The organism is Arthrobacter sp. E3 (assembly GCF_017353415.1).
Taxonomy (GTDB): Bacteria; Actinomycetota; Actinomycetes; order Actinomycetales; family Micrococcaceae; genus Specibacter.
Window position 1 is genome coordinate 1 of sequence record NZ_JAFMPX010000049.1, and the last position, 22861, is coordinate 22861.

20 protein-coding genes are annotated in these 22861 nt (G+C 61.7%); 14 read left to right on the plus strand and 6 right to left on the minus strand.

Annotated elements, in window-relative coordinates; genetic code table 11:
* Positions 1-150: 150 nt before the first annotated feature.
* A complete protein-coding gene (gene wecB, locus JMA46_RS15340) occupies positions 151-1218 on the minus strand; it encodes a UDP-N-acetylglucosamine 2-epimerase (non-hydrolyzing) (protein ID WP_207346217.1) in 1068 nt (355 codons plus the stop codon).
* Between the two features lie 9 nt (positions 1219-1227).
* Positions 1228-2400: a glycosyltransferase family A protein gene (locus tag JMA46_RS15345; protein ID WP_207346218.1), complete on the minus strand. Its 1173-nt coding sequence runs from the start codon at positions 2398-2400 to the stop codon at positions 1228-1230.
* A 55-nt stretch (positions 2401-2455) separates the two neighbouring features.
* Between JMA46_RS15345 and JMA46_RS15350 the strand changes: the two genes are divergently transcribed.
* The 3 genes from JMA46_RS15350 to JMA46_RS15360 all read left to right on the plus strand — a co-directional run bounded on the left by JMA46_RS15350 (position 2456) and on the right by JMA46_RS15360 (position 5751).
* The gene (locus JMA46_RS15350) at positions 2456-3565 is read left to right on the plus strand and encodes a glycosyltransferase family 2 protein (protein ID WP_207346219.1); all 1110 of its coding nucleotides are present in this window, start codon (positions 2456-2458) and stop codon (positions 3563-3565) included.
* Positions 3566-3630: 65 nt separating this feature from the next.
* A complete protein-coding gene (locus JMA46_RS15355) occupies positions 3631-4752 on the plus strand; it encodes a glycosyltransferase (RefSeq protein WP_207346220.1) in 1122 nt (373 codons plus the stop codon).
* A gap of 3 nt (positions 4753-4755) precedes the next feature.
* The gene (locus tag JMA46_RS15360) at positions 4756-5751 is read left to right on the plus strand and encodes a hypothetical protein (protein ID WP_207346221.1); all 996 of its coding nucleotides are present in this window, start codon (positions 4756-4758) and stop codon (positions 5749-5751) included.
* A 25-nt stretch (positions 5752-5776) separates the two neighbouring features.
* Here JMA46_RS15360 and JMA46_RS15365 read toward each other — a convergent pair whose 3' ends face one another.
* The gene (locus JMA46_RS15365; protein ID WP_207346222.1) at positions 5777-7615 is read right to left on the minus strand and encodes an ABC transporter ATP-binding protein; all 1839 of its coding nucleotides are present in this window, start codon (positions 7613-7615) and stop codon (positions 5777-5779) included.
* Between the two features lie 19 nt (positions 7616-7634).
* Between JMA46_RS15365 and JMA46_RS15370 the strand changes: the two genes are divergently transcribed.
* The 7 genes from JMA46_RS15370 to JMA46_RS15400 all read left to right on the plus strand — a co-directional run bounded on the left by JMA46_RS15370 (position 7635) and on the right by JMA46_RS15400 (position 14020).
* The gene (locus JMA46_RS15370) at positions 7635-8747 is read left to right on the plus strand and encodes a hypothetical protein (protein ID WP_207346223.1); all 1113 of its coding nucleotides are present in this window, start codon (positions 7635-7637) and stop codon (positions 8745-8747) included.
* Complete coding sequence (locus JMA46_RS15375) at positions 8744-10087, plus strand: glycosyltransferase (RefSeq protein ID WP_207346224.1); 1344 nt, start codon at positions 8744-8746, stop codon at positions 10085-10087. The genes JMA46_RS15370 and JMA46_RS15375 overlap by 4 nt, the downstream gene beginning before the upstream one ends.
* Entirely contained in the window at positions 10084-10572 is a 489-nt protein-coding gene (locus tag JMA46_RS15380) for a hypothetical protein (RefSeq protein WP_207346225.1), read from the plus strand. The genes JMA46_RS15375 and JMA46_RS15380 overlap by 4 nt, the downstream gene beginning before the upstream one ends.
* An 82-nt stretch (positions 10573-10654) precedes the next feature.
* Positions 10655-11293 carry a glycosyltransferase family 2 protein gene (locus JMA46_RS15385; RefSeq protein ID WP_207346226.1) on the plus strand — a complete coding sequence of 213 codons (639 nt, stop codon included), beginning with the start codon at positions 10655-10657 and terminating at the stop codon, positions 11291-11293.
* A gap of 4 nt (positions 11294-11297) precedes the next feature.
* Positions 11298-11711, plus strand: coding sequence for a DUF2304 family protein (locus JMA46_RS15390; protein ID WP_207346227.1), 414 nt, complete (start codon positions 11298-11300; stop codon positions 11709-11711).
* Positions 11708-12814 carry an acyltransferase family protein gene (locus JMA46_RS15395; protein ID WP_207346228.1) on the plus strand — a complete coding sequence of 369 codons (1107 nt, stop codon included), beginning with the start codon at positions 11708-11710 and terminating at the stop codon, positions 12812-12814. The genes JMA46_RS15390 and JMA46_RS15395 overlap by 4 nt, the downstream gene beginning before the upstream one ends.
* A 57-nt stretch (positions 12815-12871) precedes the next feature.
* On the plus strand, positions 12872-14020 hold the full coding sequence (locus JMA46_RS15400) for a glycosyltransferase family 1 protein (RefSeq protein WP_207346229.1): 1149 nt from the start codon (positions 12872-12874) through the stop codon (positions 14018-14020).
* Positions 14021-14045: 25 nt separating this feature from the next.
* On the opposite strand, the gene JMA46_RS15405 is transcribed toward JMA46_RS15400, so the two are convergent.
* Positions 14046-17102 carry a cell wall-binding repeat-containing protein gene (locus tag JMA46_RS15405; protein WP_207346230.1) on the minus strand — a complete coding sequence of 1019 codons (3057 nt, stop codon included), beginning with the start codon at positions 17100-17102 and terminating at the stop codon, positions 14046-14048.
* Positions 17103-17342: 240 nt separating this feature from the next.
* Between JMA46_RS15405 and galE the strand changes: the two genes are divergently transcribed.
* Positions 17343-18356, plus strand: a complete 1014-nt coding sequence (gene galE / locus JMA46_RS15410; protein ID WP_207346231.1) for a UDP-glucose 4-epimerase GalE — start codon at positions 17343-17345, stop codon at positions 18354-18356.
* A gap of 101 nt (positions 18357-18457) precedes the next feature.
* Here the strand turns inward: galE and JMA46_RS15415 are convergent, their stop codons facing one another.
* Together JMA46_RS15415 and JMA46_RS15420 are read right to left on the minus strand one after the other, a co-directional pair.
* Complete coding sequence (locus JMA46_RS15415; RefSeq protein ID WP_207346232.1) at positions 18458-18910, minus strand: hypothetical protein; 453 nt, start codon at positions 18908-18910, stop codon at positions 18458-18460.
* A gap of 189 nt (positions 18911-19099) precedes the next feature.
* Positions 19100-19639, minus strand: a complete 540-nt coding sequence (locus tag JMA46_RS15420) for a hypothetical protein (RefSeq protein WP_207346233.1) — start codon at positions 19637-19639, stop codon at positions 19100-19102.
* 166 nt (positions 19640-19805) lie between these two features.
* On the opposite strand from JMA46_RS15420, the gene JMA46_RS15425 reads away from it, so the two are divergent.
* Genes JMA46_RS15425 through JMA46_RS15435 form a run of 3 tightly spaced genes read left to right on the plus strand, consistent with a single transcriptional unit; the run spans position 19806 to position 22764 of the window.
* The gene (locus tag JMA46_RS15425) at positions 19806-21029 is read left to right on the plus strand and encodes an ATPase, T2SS/T4P/T4SS family (RefSeq protein ID WP_207346234.1); all 1224 of its coding nucleotides are present in this window, start codon (positions 19806-19808) and stop codon (positions 21027-21029) included.
* Positions 21029-21883, plus strand: a complete 855-nt coding sequence (locus JMA46_RS15430) for a type II secretion system F family protein (RefSeq protein ID WP_207346235.1) — start codon at positions 21029-21031, stop codon at positions 21881-21883. Before JMA46_RS15425 ends, JMA46_RS15430 begins: the two co-directional genes overlap by 1 nt.
* Complete coding sequence (locus JMA46_RS15435; protein ID WP_207346236.1) at positions 21880-22764, plus strand: type II secretion system F family protein; 885 nt, start codon at positions 21880-21882, stop codon at positions 22762-22764. The genes JMA46_RS15430 and JMA46_RS15435 overlap by 4 nt, the downstream gene beginning before the upstream one ends.
* The last annotated feature ends 97 nt before the right edge of the window (positions 22765-22861 follow it).

Below are 22861 nucleotides of genomic sequence, written 5' to 3' on the forward strand. Positions count from 1 at the left end.
AGCAAAACCCCATCAAGGCCAAAAACAACGCCATCAAACGACTCCACGAACTCGGCTACAACGTCACACTCACCCCGACACAAAACGCAACCGACACCGCAGCCTGACTAACCTACTTTCGTGTCAGTTACCCTTTCCTTGCACCATTGATTATCTGGCGAACGTCTCCAGCAGGGCGTCCACTGTCCTCTGTGCGGCATGACCGTCACCGTAGGGTGCAGCATCATCCGTCGGGGCCGGTACAGGGCGCTCCACGGCGCCGGCCAGCAGGCTCAGGTCGTCGTTGACGAGAACGTTCCAGCCCAGCTCGACGGTTTCCACCCATTCGGTTTCCGGGCGGATGGTGGTGCACGGGACGCGCAGTAGGAAGGCCTCCTTTTGCAGTCCGCCCGAGTCGGTGACAACACCGGCACTGTTGGCCACCGCGTTGACGAGCTGCGGGTAGGCCAGCGGTTCGCTGAGCTGAAGGGAGCCTGAGTTCAAATCGATGCCGTGGGATTCAGCCAACACCCGGAGGCGCGGGTGGGCCAGCAGCAGCACCGGCTTGCTGAGGGCCCCGAGGGAGTCGACGATGGCCTGCAACCGGGCGGGGTCGTCCGTGTTGTCGGGGCGGTGGATGGTGCACACATAGTAGTTGCCGGCCGTGACGCCGTCGGGCAGCGGCTGGCTCTGGGCTGCGAGCTGGTCGCGGACGCTGTAGAGCACGTCGGTCATGACGTCACCCACCATGATGGAGCGTGCGGCCAGGCCTTCGGTGGCTAGGTGGTCCATGCCCACCTGGGTGGGGGAGAGCAGCAGGTCTGAGGCGTGGTCGGTCAGCACACGGTTGTGTTCCTCGGGCATGCGCCTGTTGAACGAGCGCAGCCCGGCTTCAAGGTGCGCCACCGGGATGTGGATCTTCACGGCCGCGAGGGCAGCGGCCAGCGTGGAGTTCGTGTCGCCGTACACCAGCACCACGTCGGGATGGGACTCCTCAAACACCTTTTCCAGTCCGGCCAGCATGGCGCCCGTCTGCTCACCGTGCTTGCCGGAACCGACGCCAAGGTTGTAGTCCGGTGCGGGGATGCCCAAGTCCTGGAAGAAGACGTCGCTCATCAGCTCGTCATAGTGTTGGCCCGTGTGCACAATGACGTGTTCGGCCCGGCCCTCCATGGCTTTGGCGATGGGGGCAAGCTTGACAAACTGTGGGCGTGCGCCCACCACACTCAGAATTCGCATGGGTCAAGCTTATTGGGTTTTGCGCTGCTCCTTGGCAACCGGTGCCGGAAAGGGCGAGTCGTAGACGTCGGCTCTGGAGCGGAGCCGCTCGTTCACATAGTGCCTCAATACGGAATCGCGGGACACCAGGCTGAAGAGCTTCTCAGTGAGCAGCTCCTCCTTGCGCCCCGACTTTTCGTGAAGAACGACGGCGTCACGCAGCTGCTGCTGTTCCTGTGCCTTGGCAGCCGCCCGGCACAGCGCAGCGTCGCGCCGTGAGAGTGCCGGGAGCGAGCCGCCGGAGAAGGTGCACAAACGCTCCGTCAGAGCGGCCCAGTAGCTGCGTTCAGTGCTGTTCCATGGTTGTGCGGCACCTTCTGGAACGGCGGCTCTGCGGTGCAGGGCACCAATGCCGTGCACTCGCAGGATCTTCAACGCGATGGTTCGTCTCTCAGACTCAGTGGCGGCCAGGGCCCAAGGTACAGTCAACAGCTGGCCTAGCCAAGCAAACTCTTGGGCAAGGGGCAGCAAGACGCTGGTGACCCGGTCTGGTCCGGAGTCGTTCGTCTGGCAATAAGCCGGGGCACCATACGGATAACAGCTGGTGCCCGCCCGAAACCACAGCTTCAGCGTCGCTTCGATGTCCTCGCCAGTGGCGATTCCTTCCGCGTATCGAAACCCGCAGGCGAGTAGTGCGCTCCGGCGCAGCAAGCCGTATGGGACGCTGCGGTAGGCCAGTCCGTCCTTGATCGGATCCAGGATTGCAGGCTTTGACGGACGGATTCGAGGGGAACGAAGAATGGAGCCTTCCGGCGTGCGCAGCGGAGCAATGACGGCGGCAGTGCTCTGGGCAATGGCCACCTTCCACCAGGCCGCCAGGGATCCTGGTTCCAGGTAGTCGTCGGAGTCCAGGAAACTGAGAAAGGTGGCGGAACTGTTGTCCAGGGCCGCATTGCGTGGTCCGGCCGGGGACTTAATGCCGTCTGCATGGCCAAGCCACGTGACGGCGTCGTTCGTGGCAAGTTTGGACGGAAGGCTGTCCTTGATCCCATCGACAGGGATGTTGTGGCAGACCACGGTGACACGGAGATCCACTCCCAGCGCTGATAATTCGGCACGCTGGCCCAGGGTTGAGGCAAGGCCCCGTTCCAGCGGCCGTGCCGGATCGTGCACGGGTATGACCACTTCAATGCTTTGGCTCATGGCAGCGTTCTCCTGTGCAGGCTTTGTTCCTTTGGTTCCGCGATAACCTTACTGTGTGGACAACGATATTCAGGACTCGGTGCTGGTGGACGTGGTTATTGCCGTGCACACGCCAGACCGACCCATCGAACGCACTGTCGCCTCCCTCATGGCGTCGGGACTGCCCACGGAGGCTGCTGCTTCCAACCGCCTGCGCATCACCGTCGTGTGCCACAACACCGAGGTGGGGCCGATCCGCGCCCGTGTGGCGCCTGAACATCAGGGCAGGGTCCGGTTCGTGCACTATGCAGACGGAATCAAGAGTCCGGCGGGTCCTTTCAATCACGGAATCTCCCTGGCCACCGGCACGTGGGTGTCGATTATGGGCAGCGATGATTCACTGGAGCCGGGTGCAATGGCCGGCTGGGTGGGCGCCGTTGGCCGAAACGGGGCCGATGTCCTCATCGCACCCATGGCCCACGCCGACGGAAGGGCCATCCGAACCCCTGTGGTGCGCAGACTCAGAACTGCTGCCCTTGACCCGATTGCCGATCGCCTGACCTACCGCACCGCCCCGCTGGGCCTTATGCGTCTGTCCCTGGTCCGTTCCTTGGACCTGGAATTCCCCACCAAGTACGCAACCGGGGAGGACCAGTCGTTTTCTGCCAAGCTGTGGTTTTCCGGGGCGAGCGTGAGTTACGGGCGTGGCCTGCCCCGCTATGTGGTGCACGACGATGCCGCGGTCCGCGTGACGGCCACGCCTCGCAGCGTCTCCGAAGACTTGGCTTTCGCCACGGACCTGGTGGAGTCGGATTGGTTTGTCGGTCTTGGCCCGGCGGAGCGGGCTGCGATCGTGACAAAGCTGGTGCGTGTCCACCTGTTTGGACACATCATGCTGCGCGCGGATGCCGGCACGTGGGATGCAGCCGATGCAGCAGAAATGGCGGGCGTGGCGCGGACCCTGATGTTCGCGGCTCCGGCAGCGGCCCGCCCGTTGTCATTGGCAGACCGGGCGCTGCTCGATGCGGTGGTCCGGAAGGAGTCCAACCCACGCGTGATGAAGTCCCTGACAACACTGAGGCGCACCTTCACCAACCCGCGGACCTGGTTGCCGCGGGACTTCTCACAGTTGCTGCACCCGGAGGCTCCGTTGCGGTTCATGGGCGCCTCTGCGCTGGTGTCGTAGTCTCCTGTCCGCAGAGCTCGCTTCATCGCCAATGACATTCAAGCCCAGCCCCATCCAAGGAACCCATGAAGATTCTGGTCATTGCCACGTGGTACCCGCACGAGGAAAACCCTGCCGAGGCGCCTTTCAACGCTGAACATGTCGAAGCCATCCGCGGACAGGGACATGTTGTGCGGGTGGTTCATGCCCGTTTGGGAACTGCACTCCGCATGCCGGAAAAGACCAACGGCCTCTGGGAAGGTGTTCCGGTGCGCCGGGTGTTGGCCGACCCCAAGCACCCGGCAACTTTGCTTGCCTGCGAACGCCTGCTCGCCCAGGAGATGGCCTGGGCGGACGTGGTCCACACCATGGCCTTTTCGTCGATTCTGCTGGCGTTGCCGGCCTGGTCTGCACGCACAGCGGTGGGGCGCGGCCGCCCGTGGGTGCACACCGAGCACTGGAACGGCGTGGTCAACCCCGCCAGCGTCTCGCCGCTGTGGCAAAAGCTCTCCGGGTTGCGCAGTGTATTGAGATTCCCGCACGTGGTGACGGGTGTGACGGGCCAGCTGGCAGCGGAGATGCAGCGGTTTGCCCGGCCCCATGCTGCACGAGTGGTGCCTTGTGTGGTCAAGGGTCGCGGACCGGTGGTGCCAGCCACCTTTGGAATGCCGCTGCACTTGGTGGCTGTCGGCGGGCTCATTGAACGGAAACGCCCAGTGGCCGCCATTGAAACCATCGCTTGGCTACGCGACCACGGAACTGATACGCACCTGACGTGGGTGGGTGACGGACCTCAACGGGCCGAGTGTGAGGCCCTGATTGCGAAACTGGGCCTTGCTGGCCAGGTGACGTTGACCGGATCGGTCCGCCCTGCCGAAGTAGCCGCCCACCTGTCCGCAGCGGACTTGTTCTTCCTGCCCACCGCGCAAGAGAACTTTTTCACCTCGGCTGCCGAGGCACTGGCGGCTGGCCGCGCCGTGGTGGCGACCCGCGTGGGCGGATTCAGCGACTACGCCGACGACTCCAACAGCAGGCTTGTGGACGATGTCAGCCCGGAGAAGCTGGGCGCCTCTGTTGTGGCCGCTGCAGCAGCATTCCGGGACGTGCCCGCGGCGGACATTGCAGCACCCATCCGGGCGCGTTTTTCTCCGCCGGCTGTTGGTGTGCTCTTCGATGATGCCTACGCAGCTGCTGTGGCGGGGGCCTGAGCCATGTCCACCGAACCAAAAGTACTTCAGTTCAATGATTGCGCGTTCGTGGCCCGGTCCATGGTGAGTGCCGCCGCTAGGGCAGGGCTGCAATGGGACTACCTGCCCCCGGAGAAGGTGCGCCCCATGACGGCTGCGCCAAAGAATCCGCTGCTGGCCAAGGCCCGCTTTGTTCCCTACCTGCTCCGGCGGAGGGCGGCCCTGCAGGCGGCGGGGGTGGTTCATGTGCACTATGGGACCAGTGTGCGCTTGATCAAGGAAAAAGGAATGCCGGACCGTCCCTATGTTTTGACACTGCACGGAACAGACATCCGGCGCCAATGGAAGGACCCCGCATTCCACGACGAGATCCAGCGGGCCATAGACGGTGCAGCACATGTTTATTACGCAAATAATGACAATGAGCTTGACGCAACGGCGGCCCGTGCGGACGCTGAATTTTTCCCGTCAGTTGTCGACCTGCCCCGGCTGCCGGCGTGGAGCCCGGCACCCCGCCCGCAGGTCATGTTTATTTCTCGGTGGGATGATGACAAAGGTGTCGGCAGGCAATTGGAGCTGGCCGGGGAATTGTCCCGTGCACTCAAAGGCAGGGCGGAACTGATTGGACTGAACTGGGGTCCCGGGGCCGCGGAGGCGCAGGCCAAGGGCGTCCGGCTGCTGGAGAAGATGCCCCAGCACTCCTACTACGAACAGCTGAGCCGGTCCGCCGTGGGGATTGGCCAAGCATCTGAATACTTTTCCACCAGCGAATTTGAAGCCATGTGCATGGGCCTGCCTGTGGCCGCACTGGGCAGCCGGCTGCCGCGGCCCGACGACGGCAGCCGCCCCCCTGTCATGGAAGGCGCACTTTCGGATGTGGTGGCCCAGGTTGTCGAGGCAGTGGCCGACCCGGCCGGTGCCTCAGCTCGCCTGGGCGGAGCAGCCTGGGCGGTGCCCCGCTACGATGCAGCCAACTACATTCCCAGACTCGCCGCCTTGTACCGAAAAGTCGGCGGCTAGCCGAACTCCGGACGTCGTACAGGTGTTACTCGAAAGGAACGGCTGACACTGAGCGTGTCGCTGCGCCGGGCGGCGTGTAGAGGCCTGCGAGAGCAGCCTGCTGGGCGAACTCCGGGTTGGTGTGAACCACCTCGTCAAAGGTTCCCTGAGTGACGATGCTGCCGTCCTTCATATAGCAGACCATGTCATTGTCACGGATGGTTGAAAGCCTGTGCGCCACTGAAATGACGGTCATGTCCCCGTGCAGTTCAGCAATGGCCTTGGCCACGGCAGCCTCCGTGGCGGTGTCGAGGGCACTTGTGGCTTCATCCAGGACCAGTACAAGGGGATCCACGTAGAGTGCGCGGGCAATGCCCAACCGCTGGCGCTGTCCACCGGAAAGCGCTCCGCCGCGTTCACCCACACGGCCGTGAATGCCATTGGGACGGGCTTCGATGGTTTCCAACAATTGTGCCCGCTCCAATGAGACACGCACGCGTTCCTCATCCAGGTCCGAACCCCAGGACAAGGCAACATTTTGTGCCACCGACCCGTCAAAGATCGCGACTTCCTGGGGCACATAGCCGACACGTTTGCGCCAGTCGGACAGGACCTCCTCCAGCGGGGTGCCGTCCAGGGTCATGGAGCCCCGGGACGGGACCAGCAGGCCAAGGAAAATGTCAATCAGCGTCGACTTGCCGGCACCGGATTGGCCCACAACACCGACGGAGGAGCCCATGGGTAGTGTGAGGTTGATGTTGGTTACTGCCGGCGAGGTGGCTCCGGGGTAGGTGAACTCGACATTGCGCAATTCAAGCGTTTTCGGTTCGCGGCCGATCGGGGTCTTGCCCAACTTTTCTGCATTGATCCGGAAATCTTCAGCTTCGCGGATGTCGGCCATGACCAGTTCGGTGTAGGGGAGCGTGGACTGGACCAATGTCACCTGGGACTGGATGGTTGTCAGCGCCGGCACCATCTTGAATCCGGCGAGCGCAAAAATGGCCACCGACGACATGGCCGTTCCAATGCCGCCGTTGAAGTATCCAAAGCTTCCAATGAGCAGGAAGCCGCCGATCAGGGCCATGTCAATGACAAATTTCGGCACGGCCCCAAGGAACCGGATGTTAGAGCGGGATCTGGCGGCTTTTTCCCGGCTGATGTATAAAACGTCGCCGACCTCCTCGGCTTTGTCCCGAAGAGTGATCTCCTTCAGTGCGGCCAACATCTCCGAAACGAGGGTGGACATGCGCATTCCCGAATCACGGTTTATCCGGCCGGCCGCGTAGGACTTCTTCGAAAGGTAAAGGTACAAGAATGCGGCGATGATGCCCAGGTAAATGACGGTTACGAGGGCCGTCTGCCAGGAGGCTGCGATAAGGATGACGAGCACTGAGGCAAATGTGAGGGCCTGGGCCGGCAGGATCACTGCAGGGAAAAGCACTCCGGCGATGGTGTTGGCAATGCCGACGTCGATCATGCGCACCAATTCGGTGGTTGACCGGTTCTGGCGTGAAGTCCATGGCGCACGAATGTAGCTCTGAAACAGGACCGTCCCGATCTCCAACTCGTAGTCCGCAAACCTCCGGGTGGAGATCCACTGCAGCCAGATGTTCAAGAATGACTTCAGGATCATCACGGCGGCTGCACACACGAGAACCAACAGCCCAACGTTGTCCGAGATGGTGCCGACCACTGGCAGCACCATGGGGTTGCCGGAACTTTGGGATTGCATGATCTGGTTCAGCACCAGCGCAAAAGCGCCCAGGGCACCGGCGTCAACGAGGACCAGAACCGAAGACAAAGTTGCGAACAGCAGCAAAAATCTTCTCGCGTTGGATGGGAGAAGGGGCAGCAGCTGGCCAAGCGTACGGCTCAGGTTTTTCAAGTTTTACTCCAGAACGGCAGTGGAAGAATCCTTCCCATACTACGGGGCCAACATGGCCGCTGCCGTGTGCGGTGGCCCACGGCTCCACCGCACACGCGAATGGAACATCGCCAGCAACTCCAGCTGCTGCGAAGATCACCCCCGTGAAAATGCGATGATGGATGGCATGAACAAGGAAATCCGGGCTACGCAGCTCTTTGACTGCGCCGATGTTGGCAAGACCTTTGTCCAAGAGGGGCGGCGGCTGGGCAAACCTTGGAAAATCATCCAGGGGCCGTGGACCCGCGGGGGCACGAAGGCGGCCTATTACCGTTTTATGGTGGAACAAGCAGCTGCCTACCCCCGCACGCAGTTGTGGCACGTCAACATGGGAGGCAGGGCCAAGTGGGCACGTGGACGGTTTGCCCGTCCCTACGCGCTGACGCTCCATGGGACGGACATCCGCGAAAATTATTGGCAGGAACAGCACCATGCCATGATCAAGGCCGATGTTGATGGCGCCGGACACGTTTGGTACACAACACCCGACTTGTGCGAGAAAGCACAAAGGGCGCGGACCGATGCGGAATATCTGCCAGCCCCCATCGACGTCGCCAGTCTGCCAAAATGGGCGCCGGCCAGAAAGCCGAGGGTGTTCTTTCCTTCGAGGTGGGACGCATCGAAGGGTGGGGACGCGTGGGTCCAGACTGCCGCCGACGTTGCCGCAGCTCTCAAGGGCATGGACGTCGACTTGGTCGGGCTGGACTGGGGAGACCGGGCTGCCGAAGTTGGGGCCATGGGTGTCCAATTGTTACCCAAGATGGCCAAGGCGGACTACCTGCTTGAAATGTCCCGTACGCACGTTGCGGTGGGGCAGGTTGCTGGCATCCTGGCCGTTAGTGAACTGCAGGCCATGGGGATGGGCATACCGACAGTCTTTGCCGATGCGCATCCGGGCTATCCGTCCGACCTCGCCACCGTGTCGGTTGCCAGGGCTGACGTTGGGACGGCTGTGCGCGAGTCGCTGGCCGATCCGAGGGCGCTTTCGGCCAGCCTAGACAGCGTCAACTACGTCCTGAAGAATCATGGCCCGGCGGCGCTGCTGCCTCGTTTGGAAGCCGGATACAGGAAAGTACTGGGGGCAGCAGAGTGAGCCGTCCGCATTTGCTCTATGTCTCCTTCTCCTTCCCCCCGAGCTCGGCATCATCGGTCTACCGGTGCACTGCCGTCGCCAACAGCTTTGTTGCAGCGGGTTGGGACGTCACCGTCCTCACCGTCGACGAGCATATTTGGGCAGAAGTGTCGGGCGCGGACCACCGCCTGCTGGATGCCGTTGATCCGCGGATCAACGTTGTTCACGTGTCCGACGGCGGTTCGGAAGAGCCCAACCGCCGCGACCTGCGGCGTTATTCGCGGCTTCGGATCGAGGCACCATACCTGTGGAAGGAACTATTTCGCCGGCGCAGCCGGAAGGGATTCCCGGAGGACTTCCACGCCCTGTGGTTTGCGCCGGCCAGCAAAGCCCTGCATCGGATTCACCGGCAGCAGCCCGTTGATCTTGTCATGGCTTCCGCTTCACCCTATGTGTCTTACAAAATAGCCCGCGAACTCCCCGGCGTTCCCTATGTATTGGACTATCGCGATGCGTGGTCGTTCAGCACGTTCACAGGGGCAGAGATCTTCGCAGCCGACTCGGAACGGGGAAAGCTCGAACACGAGTATTTGAAGGACGCAATGCAGACTTGGTTTGTGAATGACCCCATTCATGACGAATACGCGCGCAGGTACCCGGATGCAAGCGACAAGATGCGGGTGGTACCCAATGGTTTTGACCCGCAACCGGGACACCGGCGCCCTGAGGTCCGGGCAACGCAGGAACCACGCGTCGGCTACCTGGGCACGCTCCAGTACACGGCGGTTCCCTTGTCCGAATTTCTGGCGGGATGGGATTTGGCCTTTGGGAATCAGAATGCGCCAATGGCGCACGCAGTCTTCCGCGGAAAGCTCAGTCCCACCGGGCTGGTTCCTTCGGAGGTCCTGGAAATATTCAATTCAGGCATGCACCGAGGCGTTGCCTATGAAGGCCCCATATCTAAGCGGGATGTCGCCACCTTCTATCAGAGTGTGGACGCACTCCTGCTGATACTTCCTCCCGGCAAGTTTGTCACTGGAGGAAAGACAACGGAATACATGGCGACCGGGCGGCCCATTGTGTCGGTGCATGCCACGGATAGTGCCGCCTCAACGCTGTTGCGGGACTATCCGCTCTGGTTTGAAGCCAAGGACCTGACACCGGAGGGCATTGCAGCTGCCTTGCAGGCATGTGCCAAGGAACTTGCCGCCCCGGACCCCCAGCGGTGGGCCGCGGCATGGGAATTCGGTCAGCAGTTTGAACGTTCCGCGACCCTGCGCCCGGCGATCGCCGAACTTCGCTCAGCAGTTGAAGTACGGGCCGCGCAGCCCCCACTGAACTCCGATCGGAGCAGGCCATGAAGGAATCCATTCAACTTGCCATTCTTCTGGGCCGGGGGGAGCGTGCAGACGTGGCCATTGACGAACTGTGGCGGAACGCCCAGTCAGCCGTTGCACAATGGAATGTCCCAGTGGTGTGCGTCGCAGGCTACGCACAGTTGCCCCACGCGAATGAAACTCTCAGTCACAACAGCGTGAAGGTCGTCGGGCTGAAGATCCCTGCAGCAGGTCGACTGGGGGTTCTCGTGGACACCTTGGCGGCCAAGCACGGCCCAGTGGGAATCGTGGGCCGTCTGGTACAGTACAACCTCGCCTCGCGCCGAGTGGCACGCGCGCTGAACGCGGATGGCAAACTTACGGACGCCTTTTGCAACGCGGACGTCATCGTTGCTGCGGATCCGGAAGCTGACAGGGCTGTTTGGGGTTTGCGCGGCAAAACGGAGGCACGACTCATGCACGGCCCCTTCGCCATGGCCAACGCATTGACCGAGGTTGCCAAGGATTGAGACCGACAGAGAACCGGCTGCCGTCCAAGGCCCGGGCATATGGGATACTTGTGCGGTGAGTCGAACTTGGATAGTCATCCCCATGTATAACGAGGCGTCGGTTGTCGGCACCGTCATCGAGGGGTTGCGAGAGGTGTTCCCCTACGTCGTCTGCGTGGATGACGGCAGCACCGACGGCTCCCAGGATGCAGCCCGTGCGGCCGGCGCCGTGGTGGTTCAGCACCCTGTCAACCTTGGTCAGGGCGCCTCACTGCAGACCGGCATCGAATATGCGCTCAATGATCCCGATTTGGATTGTATCGTCACCTTCGACGCCGACGGGCAGCACAGGGTGGTCGACGCGCAAGCGATGGCGGAGCGCATCAGGTCAGGCGAGGCCGAGATCGTGCTGGGCTCCCGTTTCCTGGACAAGAGGACGAAGCTTTCCCCAGCCAAGCGCTTGGTTCTTCGAACCGCCGCCGTGCAGTCGCGCATGGCCACCGGATTGGCACTTACCGATGCCCACAATGGGCTCCGAGCCCTCAGTCCGAAGGTTGCCCACGGCATCCACTTGACACAAAACCGCATGGCGCACGCCTCGGAACTGGTTCACCAGATTGCCGAAATGAAACCCAAATGGGTGGAGCAGCCAGTGGAAATCATCTATACCGATTATTCCAAGGCCAAGGGCCAGTCCCTGCTGAATTCTGTCAACATCATCGCCGACCTTTTGTTTAGGTGACATTGTGCAAATCGTTGTTCAAATAGTTCTTGTCCTTGCTGTTGTCATCGTTTCCCTGGCGCTTATGCGCGGAGGATCGAACGCGCGGCACTTGGCGATCAGACGGATCATGCTGGTGCTGTTTGCCTGCGTGGCAGCACTGTCGATCTTCTTTCCCGGTCTCCTGAGCCATGTCGCCATGTTCTTTGGCATCGGACGCGGCACCGACCTGGTCCTTTATGGGCTGATTGTCAGTTTTCTGGTGTTCATGGCCACCACGTACCAGCGCTTCCGCCAAATGGAAACCACCATGACCAAGCTCTCCCGCAGGATTGCCCTGGATGAGACCAACCGGAATCAATCGCCTGCCATGGCAGCCGGCGTGATTGCAGCTGAAGTTGGTTCCGCTACGACCGGTCAGACCGAAACCGCCGAATGAGCCATGCCGCCAGTGCTGCCGAATCGACGGTGCCGGCTGCCGCGGACCAAGCGAGGCCGGCACGCAACTACGGACTGGACATACTACGGATCGTTAGTATTTGCGGAGTGGTGGCCATTCACGTCTTTGGCCTGCGGGTGGGAGCAGAACCCAAGGCAGGCCGGGGTTGGTGGGCCGCTGTCGTCCTGGACATTGGCTTTATCTGGGTGGTGCCGGTATTTGTCTTGATTTCAGGAGCCCTCCTTTTGGGCTCCCGCCAAGTGGTGGAGGCTCCAGCGGCGTTCTATCGCAAGCGCGCCGCCAGACTCCTCCCGGCCTTGGTCTTTTGGAATGCCGTCTATCTGGTTGGTGTCCGGATTTGGATGCGACACGAGGACTTGTCCACTGCGCGGGTCCTGCAGCTTCTTTACGACAGTTCAGTCTTCACCCAGTTGTATTTCATCTGGCTCATTTTGGGTCTGTATGCCATCGCGCCACTCTTGGCGACGTTTTTCGCGGCCAAAGACAACCGGCGCGCCGTGGTCACGGCCTGTAGCTTGCTGGCCGTGACTGTATTGGCGTTCATGATGCCTGGAATTTTGGGACACTTCGATGTTTCCCGGCCGATACCAATGAATATCTTTACCTATTGGATGCCGTATGTGGGCTACTTTGCAGCAGGCTACGCCCTTCGCAAGGTCCGGCTCAAGGGCCTGCCGCTTGTAGTGGTTTCGGTTGTGACCGCGGCGTTGATCGCTTTTAGCATCTGGCAATATGGGAGCCGTGGCACCCTTCCTTGGACGAATAGCCTCTTGTCCATTTCCTACCTTGGTGCGGGTGTGGCTGCGGCGGCGATTGGAGTCTTCGTCGTCGGGCTGTCAGCATCGGTGTTCCTTAAAATTCCCCACTGGGCCGGGGTGCTCCTGGTGGCGCTCTCCAATGCTTCATTCGGGGTTTTTCTTGTGCACCTTGTGATCTTCGAGGTGATTCGCCTCAACGTCCCGGCAGTTCACGGCGCCAAGTCGTTCCCGGCCATCGCTGCGGCCTACGTGGCAACCCTGGCTGCCAGCTTCATCATTTCCCTGCTGGCTTCGAAGGTACCGCTGCTGCGTCGGGTGTTCTAGGCCAGGCGTGGCGGACCTGTTGCGATTGTCGGGGCATGATCGGGAATAATGGACAGCATGACTGACCTTCCCTCTTTGCTCATCCTTACCTTTTCCCCGATTCGGTCCGACCCTCGGGTCCTGAAGCAGGTGGAGTTGTTCAAGGACAAATACCGTGTGGCCACCTGCGCCTATGGGGAGGCGCCCGACGGCGTGGCGGAGCACTTTGCGCTGCCGGAAGATTCACGCGGATGGCCCTCGGACAAGGTGGGGCTGGTCAGCCGCCAGTATGGGAAGGTCTACAACGGCCTGCCTGCAGTGAAGTCGGCCCGCGCAATATTGCCCAAGGGCACTTTTGACATTGTTTTGGCCAATGATCTCAACACTCTTCCGCTGGCGCTGGAACTTGAGCCGAGGCTGGGGGTGCATGCCGACCTTCACGAGTTTGCCCCCAGGGAGAAGGAAGACAACCTTAAATGGCGGTTTTTCATTGCGCCCTTCATGCGGTGGCTGTGCAGGCGCTACCTTGCCTCTGCCGCTTCGGTGACGTCGGTCTCCCAGGGGATCGCCGATGAATACCTCAAGGACTACGGGACGCCCACCGAGGTGGTCACCAACGCGGCCCCCTACGCCGAGGGCACCGTCAAGCCAGTGGGGGAGAAGGTGCGGCTCATCCACAGCGCGGCCGGACAGCGCTACCGGAAGCTGGAAAATTTCATCGAAGCCATGAAGGACGCCCCCGAATGGCTGACATTGGACATGATCGTTATGCCCAATGAACCCGATTATGTGGCCGAACTCAAGGCCCTTGCCGTCGCCGTCCCGTCGATCACCTTTCGCGACCCGGTGCCGTACAAGGAACTTGTGGCCACACTGAGCGAATACGACGTCTCGGTCGTCTTCCTGCCCCCCACCAACTTCAATTTGAAAAATGCGTTGCCCAACAAGTTCTTCGAGGCTGTCCAGGCCCGCATTGGCCTCATTGTTGGGCCTTCACCTGCCATGGTGGGACTGGTGCGGGAATACGGACTTGGCGCGATAACGGAGGGCTTCTCTGCGGCGTCCTTGCGCAAGACCCTGGTGTCGCTAACTCCTGAGACCATCTCCGGTTGGAAGCACGCTGCAGACGCCGCTGCGAGGCCGCTGTCAGCGGAGTCCCAAGTCGTCGTTTGGCAGCAGGCCATCGAGCGGATCGCCGGTGGCGTGGGATCCGCGACGACGGCCTGAGCCTCGTTCCTTCACGCTTGCGCCGCTACGGGGTGTAAGCAGCCAGCTGCGCCTGGAGGTTGTTGCCGAGCGTTCCGGTACCGCCCAAGATGACGATCCGCTTGGGCTTCAAACGGAAGAGCTCTGTCTTGACGGCTGACGAAATGCCGTCCGTCGATGCTAGGAGCACCGGGCTGCCGGTCTTGCCTGCGGCCGCCGCACCTGCAAGGGCGTCGGGGAAGACGATGCCGCTGGAGACATAAGCGACGCCCACCCCGGGTGTGAAGGTGGCCTTGGAAACGGCGGCGCTCGTTGCGTACCGCTCCGCCCCGGAGAGGCGGGTGACATTGGAGCTGTACTTCTTCAGGACGTTTTGCACGTTGTTGGTCAAGACGCCTGCTCCGCCGAGGACTACGATCTTTTTTGGTTTGAGGCGGGTGAGTTCGGCTTTGACCTCGGTGGTCACCCCGTTGGTCGCAGCAAGCATTACGGGGCCTGCTGTTTTTCCCGCTGCAGCAGCCCCGGAGAGGGCGTCGGGGAAGTCTGAACCGCTGGAGATATAGGCAACGGCCACCCCGGCCGGGAAGGTTGCTTTGGAGACAGTGGCACTGGTTGCGTACCTGTCCGCCCCGGAGATGCGGGTGACAGTGGGGCTGTATTTCTTCAGGACGTTGACAACGTTGTTCGTCAGCGTGCCCGTGCCGCCGAGGACAACGATGCTTTGAGGCTTGAGGCGGGTGAGCTCTGCGCTGACATCGTCGTTGATACCATTGGTGGCGGCCAGCAGGACAGGGCCGCCGGTCTTGCCCGCCGCGGCCGCACCGGCGAGAGCGTCGGGGAAGTCAGCCCCGCTGGCGATGTAGGCGATGCTGACGCCGGGGTCAAATGTTGTCCTGGAGACGGCGGCCGAAACTGCGTACCTGTCAGCGCCAGCAAGGCGTGTCACGGGCGCCGTCGGGACGACGGGGGCGCTGGCAGCCGATGCGGCGGACGAGCCTGCCGCGTTGCTGCCCATGGCCTTGAATGTGTACGCCTTGCCATTGTTCAGCCCGTTCACCGTGCACGTGCCGGACCCGGCAGAAATCGTGCAGTTCGCGCCGCCTGGGGCCGCGGTCACGACCACTTTGTTGGCGGCATCGCCGCTGGCGGCCTTGGCCACTGTGACAACGGCACTGGCGGAACCTGCCACGGCCGTGGGTGCCGGCGGGGTTGCGGGCTTTTGCAGCAAGTTGATGGTCTCACCGCCGGCGATCAGATAACTGGTCCAGCCGCTGCCGATGCCGGAAGCCTTGCCAATGGCTGAGTTGCCCTGGACAGGCACGTAGTCGAGGGCTCCAGCCGGTGTCCGCCTGATGAGCCCAACCGATCCGGAGGATGCGAACTCACGTGACACGGTGACACTCGTGTAGGCGTCCCAGCCCGAGGCAATGGTTGTTCGGGGCTCGCTGACGAGTGCCCCTGCGCCGTTTGAGCGGTTCAGTTTGAGGCTTCCATCAGGGTACTGCCCCAGAATGTCCTGCTTGCCGTCGCCGTCAAAATCGACCATGGTCAGGTTGATGCCGTTCCATCCGGTGGCCATCTGCACAGGCGCTCCGAGCGCACTGCCAGCGGTGTTGGGCCACTGCTGCAGCACGCCCGTTGAACTTCGGGTGATGATCTGGGGGTATTTGCTGGCGTTGAGCCAGTAGCCAAGGGTTACCTGCTTGTTGTCAAAGCCGGAGGCAGCAAGCGTGGTGGCGGCTTTGAACCCTCCGCCTGGGTTGCCCACGTAGAGGGAGAGACTCCCCACAGTGCGCTGGGCCACAAGGTCCAGGACGCCGTCGGCATTCCAATCGATGACTTGGATGGAGCGAATTCCCAGCCATCCCTGCCCGATCTGCTTCCGGGCGCCGAAGGATCCTGTCCCGGTCCCTGGGTAGTCCCACAGGATCCCGGCGCTGTCGGCTGCGACCAGATCTGCCGCTGACGTGATTGACGGTGTGGGGACCGGTGCGGGAGTGCTGCCAACACTGCCTTGGGCGAATTTGTTCAGGCTTGCCAACGTGCCGTTCCAGACGTTCGAATCACCGGCAAAGGGACCGGCGTCGCTGTACTGCCAGAAACTCCAGTCGTCCCAACCACCTGGAACCCACGGTGAGGATGCGCCGTATGCGGCAATGTGCAGGGCATGGCTTCCAAACTCCGCGGAATCACCCGTGCATTCCTGCCACCAGTAGTAATTCGTGTAGATCATGGGCAAACGCCCTGTTTGGGCGCGAACCCTGTTTGAAAAGTCCCTGATCCACGTCACCATTGCCGCGGGGGTCATGTTGTAGCAATTGGCGCCGTAGGGATTGTTCTCAATGTCCAGAAGTGGCGGCAGCGTTGAGCCGTCGGCTGTCCACCGGCCGCCGTTCGTGACAAAGTAGTCTGCTTGGGAGACTGCGGAGGACTGGTTTGGCAGAGCGAAGTGGTAAGCGCCCTGCATCAGGCCGGCGGCCTTGGCGCCGACCAAATGCGATGTGCGCGATGCATCGGAGAAGTTATTGCCTTCGGTGGCCTTGACGTACACGAAGCGGGCACCGTTTGACCATTGGCTGCTCCAGTTGACCTGGCTCACCGAATGGGTTGCCGGATCTGCCTGCCATCCGCTGACGTCCATTCCCTGCACACCGACAGGCGATGCCAGCGGTGCGGCAATTTTCGCGGTCGATTTTTCCATGAGCTCGGACATGGCAACTGGCACGCCGGGGTCAAGGCCGAGGGCATGTTTTGCCACGCCCTGGCCCATGTACGCCCCTGCTCCCACAATGCCTGACGGGGATTTCGAACGGCCAGTGGGCGGTGTTGTTGCGGTTGCCGGTTCCGAGTTGGGAGCGGACGGCTTTGCTGCCGGTGGAGGTGATTGCGGAGCGGATGGGTACGCAGGGTCCACATCCGCTGCAGCGGACTGGACTGGCTCCGGGAACGGGGATGCTGGCGCAGATTCAAGTGCAGCAGCTGTCGGGGCTGTTGATTGCAATGGATCCGCTGTTGGCAGCGTGGATGCAGCATGTCCTGGCGCGACGGCCAAGGTAGCAATCAGCGACAGCGCGAGAATGCCGGAGGCCACTGCCTTCCCCACATGTACAACCAGTTTGTGGGATGGTTCGGGGAGGAAATTGGGCAGAATTAACGGCATATAGGTGCTCCGGGGTGTTTGGACATGGGCATGCTGCTGCCAAGCGTTGAAAATTGATCGGTGCAATGGTCAAAACACTGGCGTGGACAGCCTACTATGCCTGTGTTTACCATCACAAAATCGAGCTATTGGACCAGGACATGCAATTCAAGACACAGGCCGCGTCCCTATAAGGTGGGTTGCATGAAGGTTTTGGTGACCGGCGGGGCCGGCTATATAGGTTCACACACTGTGCTTTGCCTACTGGAAGCCGGGCACGACGTCGTCGTGCTTGATAATCTGGCGAACTCCTCGGTGGAATCGCTGAACAGGGTTGAGGAGCTCACCGGCAAGCATCCGACGTTCATCGAGCTTGACTTGCTTGATGCCGCCGGTGTCGATGCACTGTTCGCACGCGAAGACATTGACGCTGTTATTCACTTTGCCGGGCTCAAGGCTGTTGGTGAGTCGGTGGCGGAGCCCCTTCGCTATTACCAAAACAACATCATTGGCACATTGAACCTGCTGGCCTCCATGGACAAGCACGGTGTGCGCACCATCGTGTTCAGTTCCTCCGCCACTGTTTACGGTGCCAGTGAGGAAGTTCCGCTGATTGAAAAGATGCCGCTGGATGCCACCAACCCGTACGGCCGCACCAAGGAGCAGGTCGAGGACATCCTGACGGACTTGGGTGCGGCGGATCCGACGTGGCGTGTTGCGCTGCTGCGGTACTTCAACCCGGTGGGTGCCCATGAGTCTGGCCGTATCGGTGAGGACCCCACCGGTGTGCCGAACAACTTGTTGCCGTTCGTGGCCCAGGTTGCCGTTGGCCGCCGTGAAAAGGTCATGGTATTCGGCAACGACTATCCCACGCCCGACGGCACCGGTGTCCGCGACTACATCCACGTCATGGACCTGGCCGCTGGCCACTTGGCTGCACTGGACTACCTGCCAGAGCACCAGGGAGTTTTTCGCTGGAACCTTGGCACGGGCAATGGGTCGTCCGTTTTGGAAGTCATCGAGGCCTTTGGGGAGGCCGCGGGCAAGCCTGTGCCGTTTGAATTTGCGCCGCGCCGGGCTGGCGATGCAGCCGTGAGCTATGCGGATGCTTCTGCAGCACTCGCCGACCTTGGCTGGTCAGCCCACCGCAACCTCGCGCAGATGTGTGAAGACCACTGGCGCTGGCAGCGGGAAAACCCCAACGGCTACACCGCCTGACACTTGGCAAGGTGTGCCAAAGAGTAGATGCCTGCGGCCCCCAACTTTGATGTTGGGGGCCGCAGGCGTCTGTGACGTGCGGTTGCCGTCTTGGAGTTCCCTCAGGAACTGATCCGTCGTTTTACCGATCGCAGCAGACTCTGGCCAAGTGCGCCACCGCCTTGGGCCCAGGTGGGCTCGGGGTAGAGCTTTCTGGCTTCGGCAAGCTTTCGTTCCACAAGTGCGCCCAGGCCGGATGCCAGCGTGTTGGGCCCTGAAGCCACCGTCTCCACCCCGTCCACAACATGTGCCCAGCCGGAGCCTAGCCCACGCACGGAGCCGTGCTTGACGTCGTAGTAGCCCGCCTTGGCTTCAATCGAGGTGCCCTTGGCCCCTGCCGCCGCAGCCAAGAGGTGGAAATGGAACCGCGTGGTGAGCCACTCCTGTCCGGAATGAAGCGGCAGGCCGCGCCGCCACGTCTCCACGAACGGCACGAAGTGGCTCTCCGGAATCAAGTCCGACAACGATTCGTAGCCCGCGCGGTCTGAGCCGGGAATGGCCTCGAAGTAGTGCACCTCACGCCCGGAATCCAGTGCCGACGTGACCCGTGCACGGACATAGGCCAGCGCGGTGGTGAGGTGGCCGTCGTCGACCGTGTCATTTTGAATGCAGACGCACAGGCTGTTGGGGGCCGCCGAGTCGCGGCCAATTTCGGCGGTAGCACCCAGAAGGGCGTCGTCCAGGCCGAACTTCAGCCCGTAGGCCTAGGCACTATCAGCATCACGGACACTGGCGTATTCAAAGTCGGCGAACATTCCCAGGGGGTCCACCGAAAGGTCCGTGTCCATTGGCATGAGGCCCAATCCCGTCGCATACAGCCGGGCGCCCGTGAGCTCACGCACCGCCTTGACTGCCCTGACCAAGCCGTAGTGCTGGGGCCACATGCTGTTGATGTACCCGCCGCCGAGCAGGTGCAGCGAACGTGCCTCACGCAATTTGAGCAGACCCAGATCGTACAGCGGGGACCCGGTGTCCCGGACCAGCTGCGCCATGCGTTCGCCCATCTGCGACGGCGGCAGGGATGCGGACTCAGCCACGGCCCGCCACAACGTGTTGGTCACCCGAAGCAACGGGTGTAGCCCGGCAAAGAGGATTTGTGCTGTGCCGGGCTGTGGACAGTCTAAGTACACCTCGGTGCCGGGCGCTGCCTTGGCTAAGTGCCGCAGCCATGCTGCAGCAATGAATTCGTCGCCGAAATTTGGATTTCCGGAGGGGGCGACAAGGTAGATTGGGCCGTCATTCATGCTCATAGAGTAGCTCATGGCCACGTGCCGCCAGGGGCTGTCATTCCCGGGTAAATGCTCCAGTGTTATCCACAGATGACAAATTGCCTCTGGCGAGTCTCGTCACTCCGGTCTAGGCTCCTGAACACAGGTGGGCAAACACCGCAAAGGGGCGGAAGTGGTCTGATTGGATGCATTTGCACTGCTCGAGGATGAAGTCAAAGAACTCATCCGGCGCAAAGGGCTTGATCCGCTCCGGCAGGGCGCCGAAGTGCGGGCACTGGTCGAGGCCGCCGTCAATGACTATGGTGAGCGTTCGCTCTTGGGCGCAGTCCCCACCCTCTCAACAGGGGAGGACATCACAAGGCACGTGTTCAACACCGTTGCCGGTTTCGGCGCCCTGCAGCCGTTCCTTGACGATCCGGACATTGAGGAAGTCTGGCTCAACGCCCCGGACCAGGTCTTTGTGGCCAGGCACGGGGAGTCGGAGCTGACGGACATTGTCTTTACCGAACAGCAGGTGCGCGACCTCGTGGAGCGCATGCTGAAGACTTCTGGCCGCCGGCTGGATTTAAGCAGTCCGTTCGTTGACGCTGCTCTTCCGGACGGTAGCCGGCTCCATGTTGTTATTCCGGACATCACCCAAACCCACTGGGCCGTGAACATCCGCAAGTTCACCGCACGCGCCAGCCGTCTGGACCACCTGGTGGAGTTGGGATCTCTCACACCGCAGGCCGCAAGGTTCCTTGGTGCCGCCGTCAGCAGCGGGCTGAACATCCTCGTCTCAGGCGCCACACAGGCAGGCAAAACGACGATGCTCAACTGTTTGGCCGCCGGCATCGGTTCGCGTGAACGCGTGGTGACAGTGGAGGAAATATTTGAACTGAAGGTGCCGCTGCGCGATGTTGTGGGGTTGCAATGCCGCCAACCGAACCTCGAAGGAGCCGGCGAAATCCCACTGCGGCGCCTTGTCAAGGAAGCGCTGCGCATGCGCCCCGATCGGCTCATTGTGGGCGAGGTGCGGGAGGCGGAAAGTCTGGACATGCTCATCGCACTGAACAGCGGCCTGCCCGGAATGGCCAGTGTCCACGCCAACTCAGCTCACGACGCCGTTGTGAAGATTTGTACGCTCCCGCTGCTGGCCGGAGAAAATATCACGGCGGCGTTCGTCGTGCCCACAGTCGCCGCATGCATCGATTTGGTGGTCCACTGCGTCAGGGCGTCCGACGGCAAACGCAGCGTCGGGCAGATCTTGGCTTTGGGGCGTCGGGTGGAGAACGGCATCATTGAATCAGGCTTGGTTTTCGACACCGTCGGCGGTGTGCTGACAGCCTCGGAAACAGCTATGCCCGCACCAGAAAAGTTTGCTTCAGCAGGCTACAACGTGGCAACGCTGATGGCGGACTCCTGATGTCGGCCGTACTGGGGTTGCTTGCAGGCATGGGCCTGTTCCTGATCTGGAACGCGTGTTGGAGCGAGCCGCACCGCCAGTCCCGGGTTGGCCGGCCCAGCAGAATCGAGGCGCTCCTCCACCGGGCAGGAGTCCCACATGTCACGCCGGCTTCCCTGCTGATCAGCGCAGCCGGGTTGGCCCTGTTCGTGGTGCTGGTGACCTTTGTCCTGACCGGGGCTCCGGCCATAGCCCTGTGCTTTGGGCTGTTCAGCGGCTATGTCCCCTTTGCGCTTTTGAACATGCGCGCACGACGCCGGACGGCCGTCATGCGAGAACTCTGGCCCGACGTAGTGGACCACTTGCGCTCAGCCATCCGGGCCGGGCTCTCCCTCCCCGAAGCCCTCGCCCAGCTGGGGACCAAGGGGCCTGTGCAGTTGAGGGAGGAGTTCAGGGCGTTTGGAGCCGATTACCGCGCCAGCGGACACTTTGAGTGCGCGCTGCAATCGCTGAAGTCAAACCTGGCCGATCCAGTCTCCGACAGGATCGTCGAAGCTCTGCGGCTCACTCGGGATGTGGGTGGCTCCGACCTCGGCAAACTACTCGGCACGCTCTCAGAATTCCTGCGCGACCACGCCCGCACCCGCAGCGAACTTGAAGCTCGGCAGTCTTGGACCGTCAACGCTGCACGGCTTGCCGTTGCGGCCCCCTGGATTGTGTTGATGTTGATGGCCAGCCGGCCTGAAGCCATCGGGGCCTACAACTCTCCCGCCGGATGGGCTGTCCTTGGCGGTGGGTTGCTGATTTCCGTTGTTTGCTACCGGATCATGCTGCGCATTGGTGCCCTGCCTGAAGAAGTGCGGGTGTTGCAATGATGGGGAACTTGGGGACTGTGGCAGCCGTTGGACTCGCCATGGGGGCGGGGCTGTGGCTGGTTTTGGCCGGGTTGCCTGTCATGCGCAGGACCAGTTTCTCCCAACGTGTGGAACCTCAGCTGCGCTCGGCCGTGAGTCGTTCCAAACTCTTGGATGAGAACGAAGGCACGGCATTGTTTGGACCGTTGGAAAGGATCTTCCGCCTTGTCCTCTCCGATGCAGTGCACCGTTTGGGAAGGTTCAACATCAGTGTCCGCGGGCTCAATGCCAAGCTTGACCAGGCAGGGCGAACAGAGACCGCGCTTGAATTTCGGGCTGTTCAGTTCCTGTGCGCCGGTGCGGGGCTGCTGTCGGGAATGCTGAGTGCCCTTTTCCTGCTGTGGCAAGGAAACATCAATTTCATGGGTGCAGTGGCACTCACGCTGGCACCCATGCTAGGCGGCTACATGCTATACGACCATTTGTTGGGCGTCAGAATCCGGCGCAGGCAGGCACTTATGCTGACAGAGTTTCCGGCGCTGGCCGAACTCATGGCGCTGGCCGTGGGTGCGGGGGAGAGCGCAGCCAGTGCGCTGGACAGGGTGGCGCGTTCCTCCCAGGGGGTATTGTCGACCGAATTTGGGAAGGTTCTGGCCCAAACCCGCACCGGAACCCCGCTGGTGGAAGCATTGAACGATTTCTCGGCCCGGGTCAACGTGGCCGCACTGTCAAGATTTGTTGACGGCATCAGCGTGGCCATCAATCGAGGCACACCGCTGGCCGAAGTACTCCGGGCACAGGCCCAGGACGTGCGCGACGTGGCCAAACGGGAACTTATGGAGTCCGCAGGACGGAAGGAAATCGCCATGATGGTCCCGCTTGTCAACTGCTACGCTTACTAAATGACGAAGACGGCGATCTACACGAGACAGTCCCAAGACAAGGGCGGCGACGCTGCCGGAGTGGACCGCCAAGAGAAAGCCTGCCGAAAAATGGTAG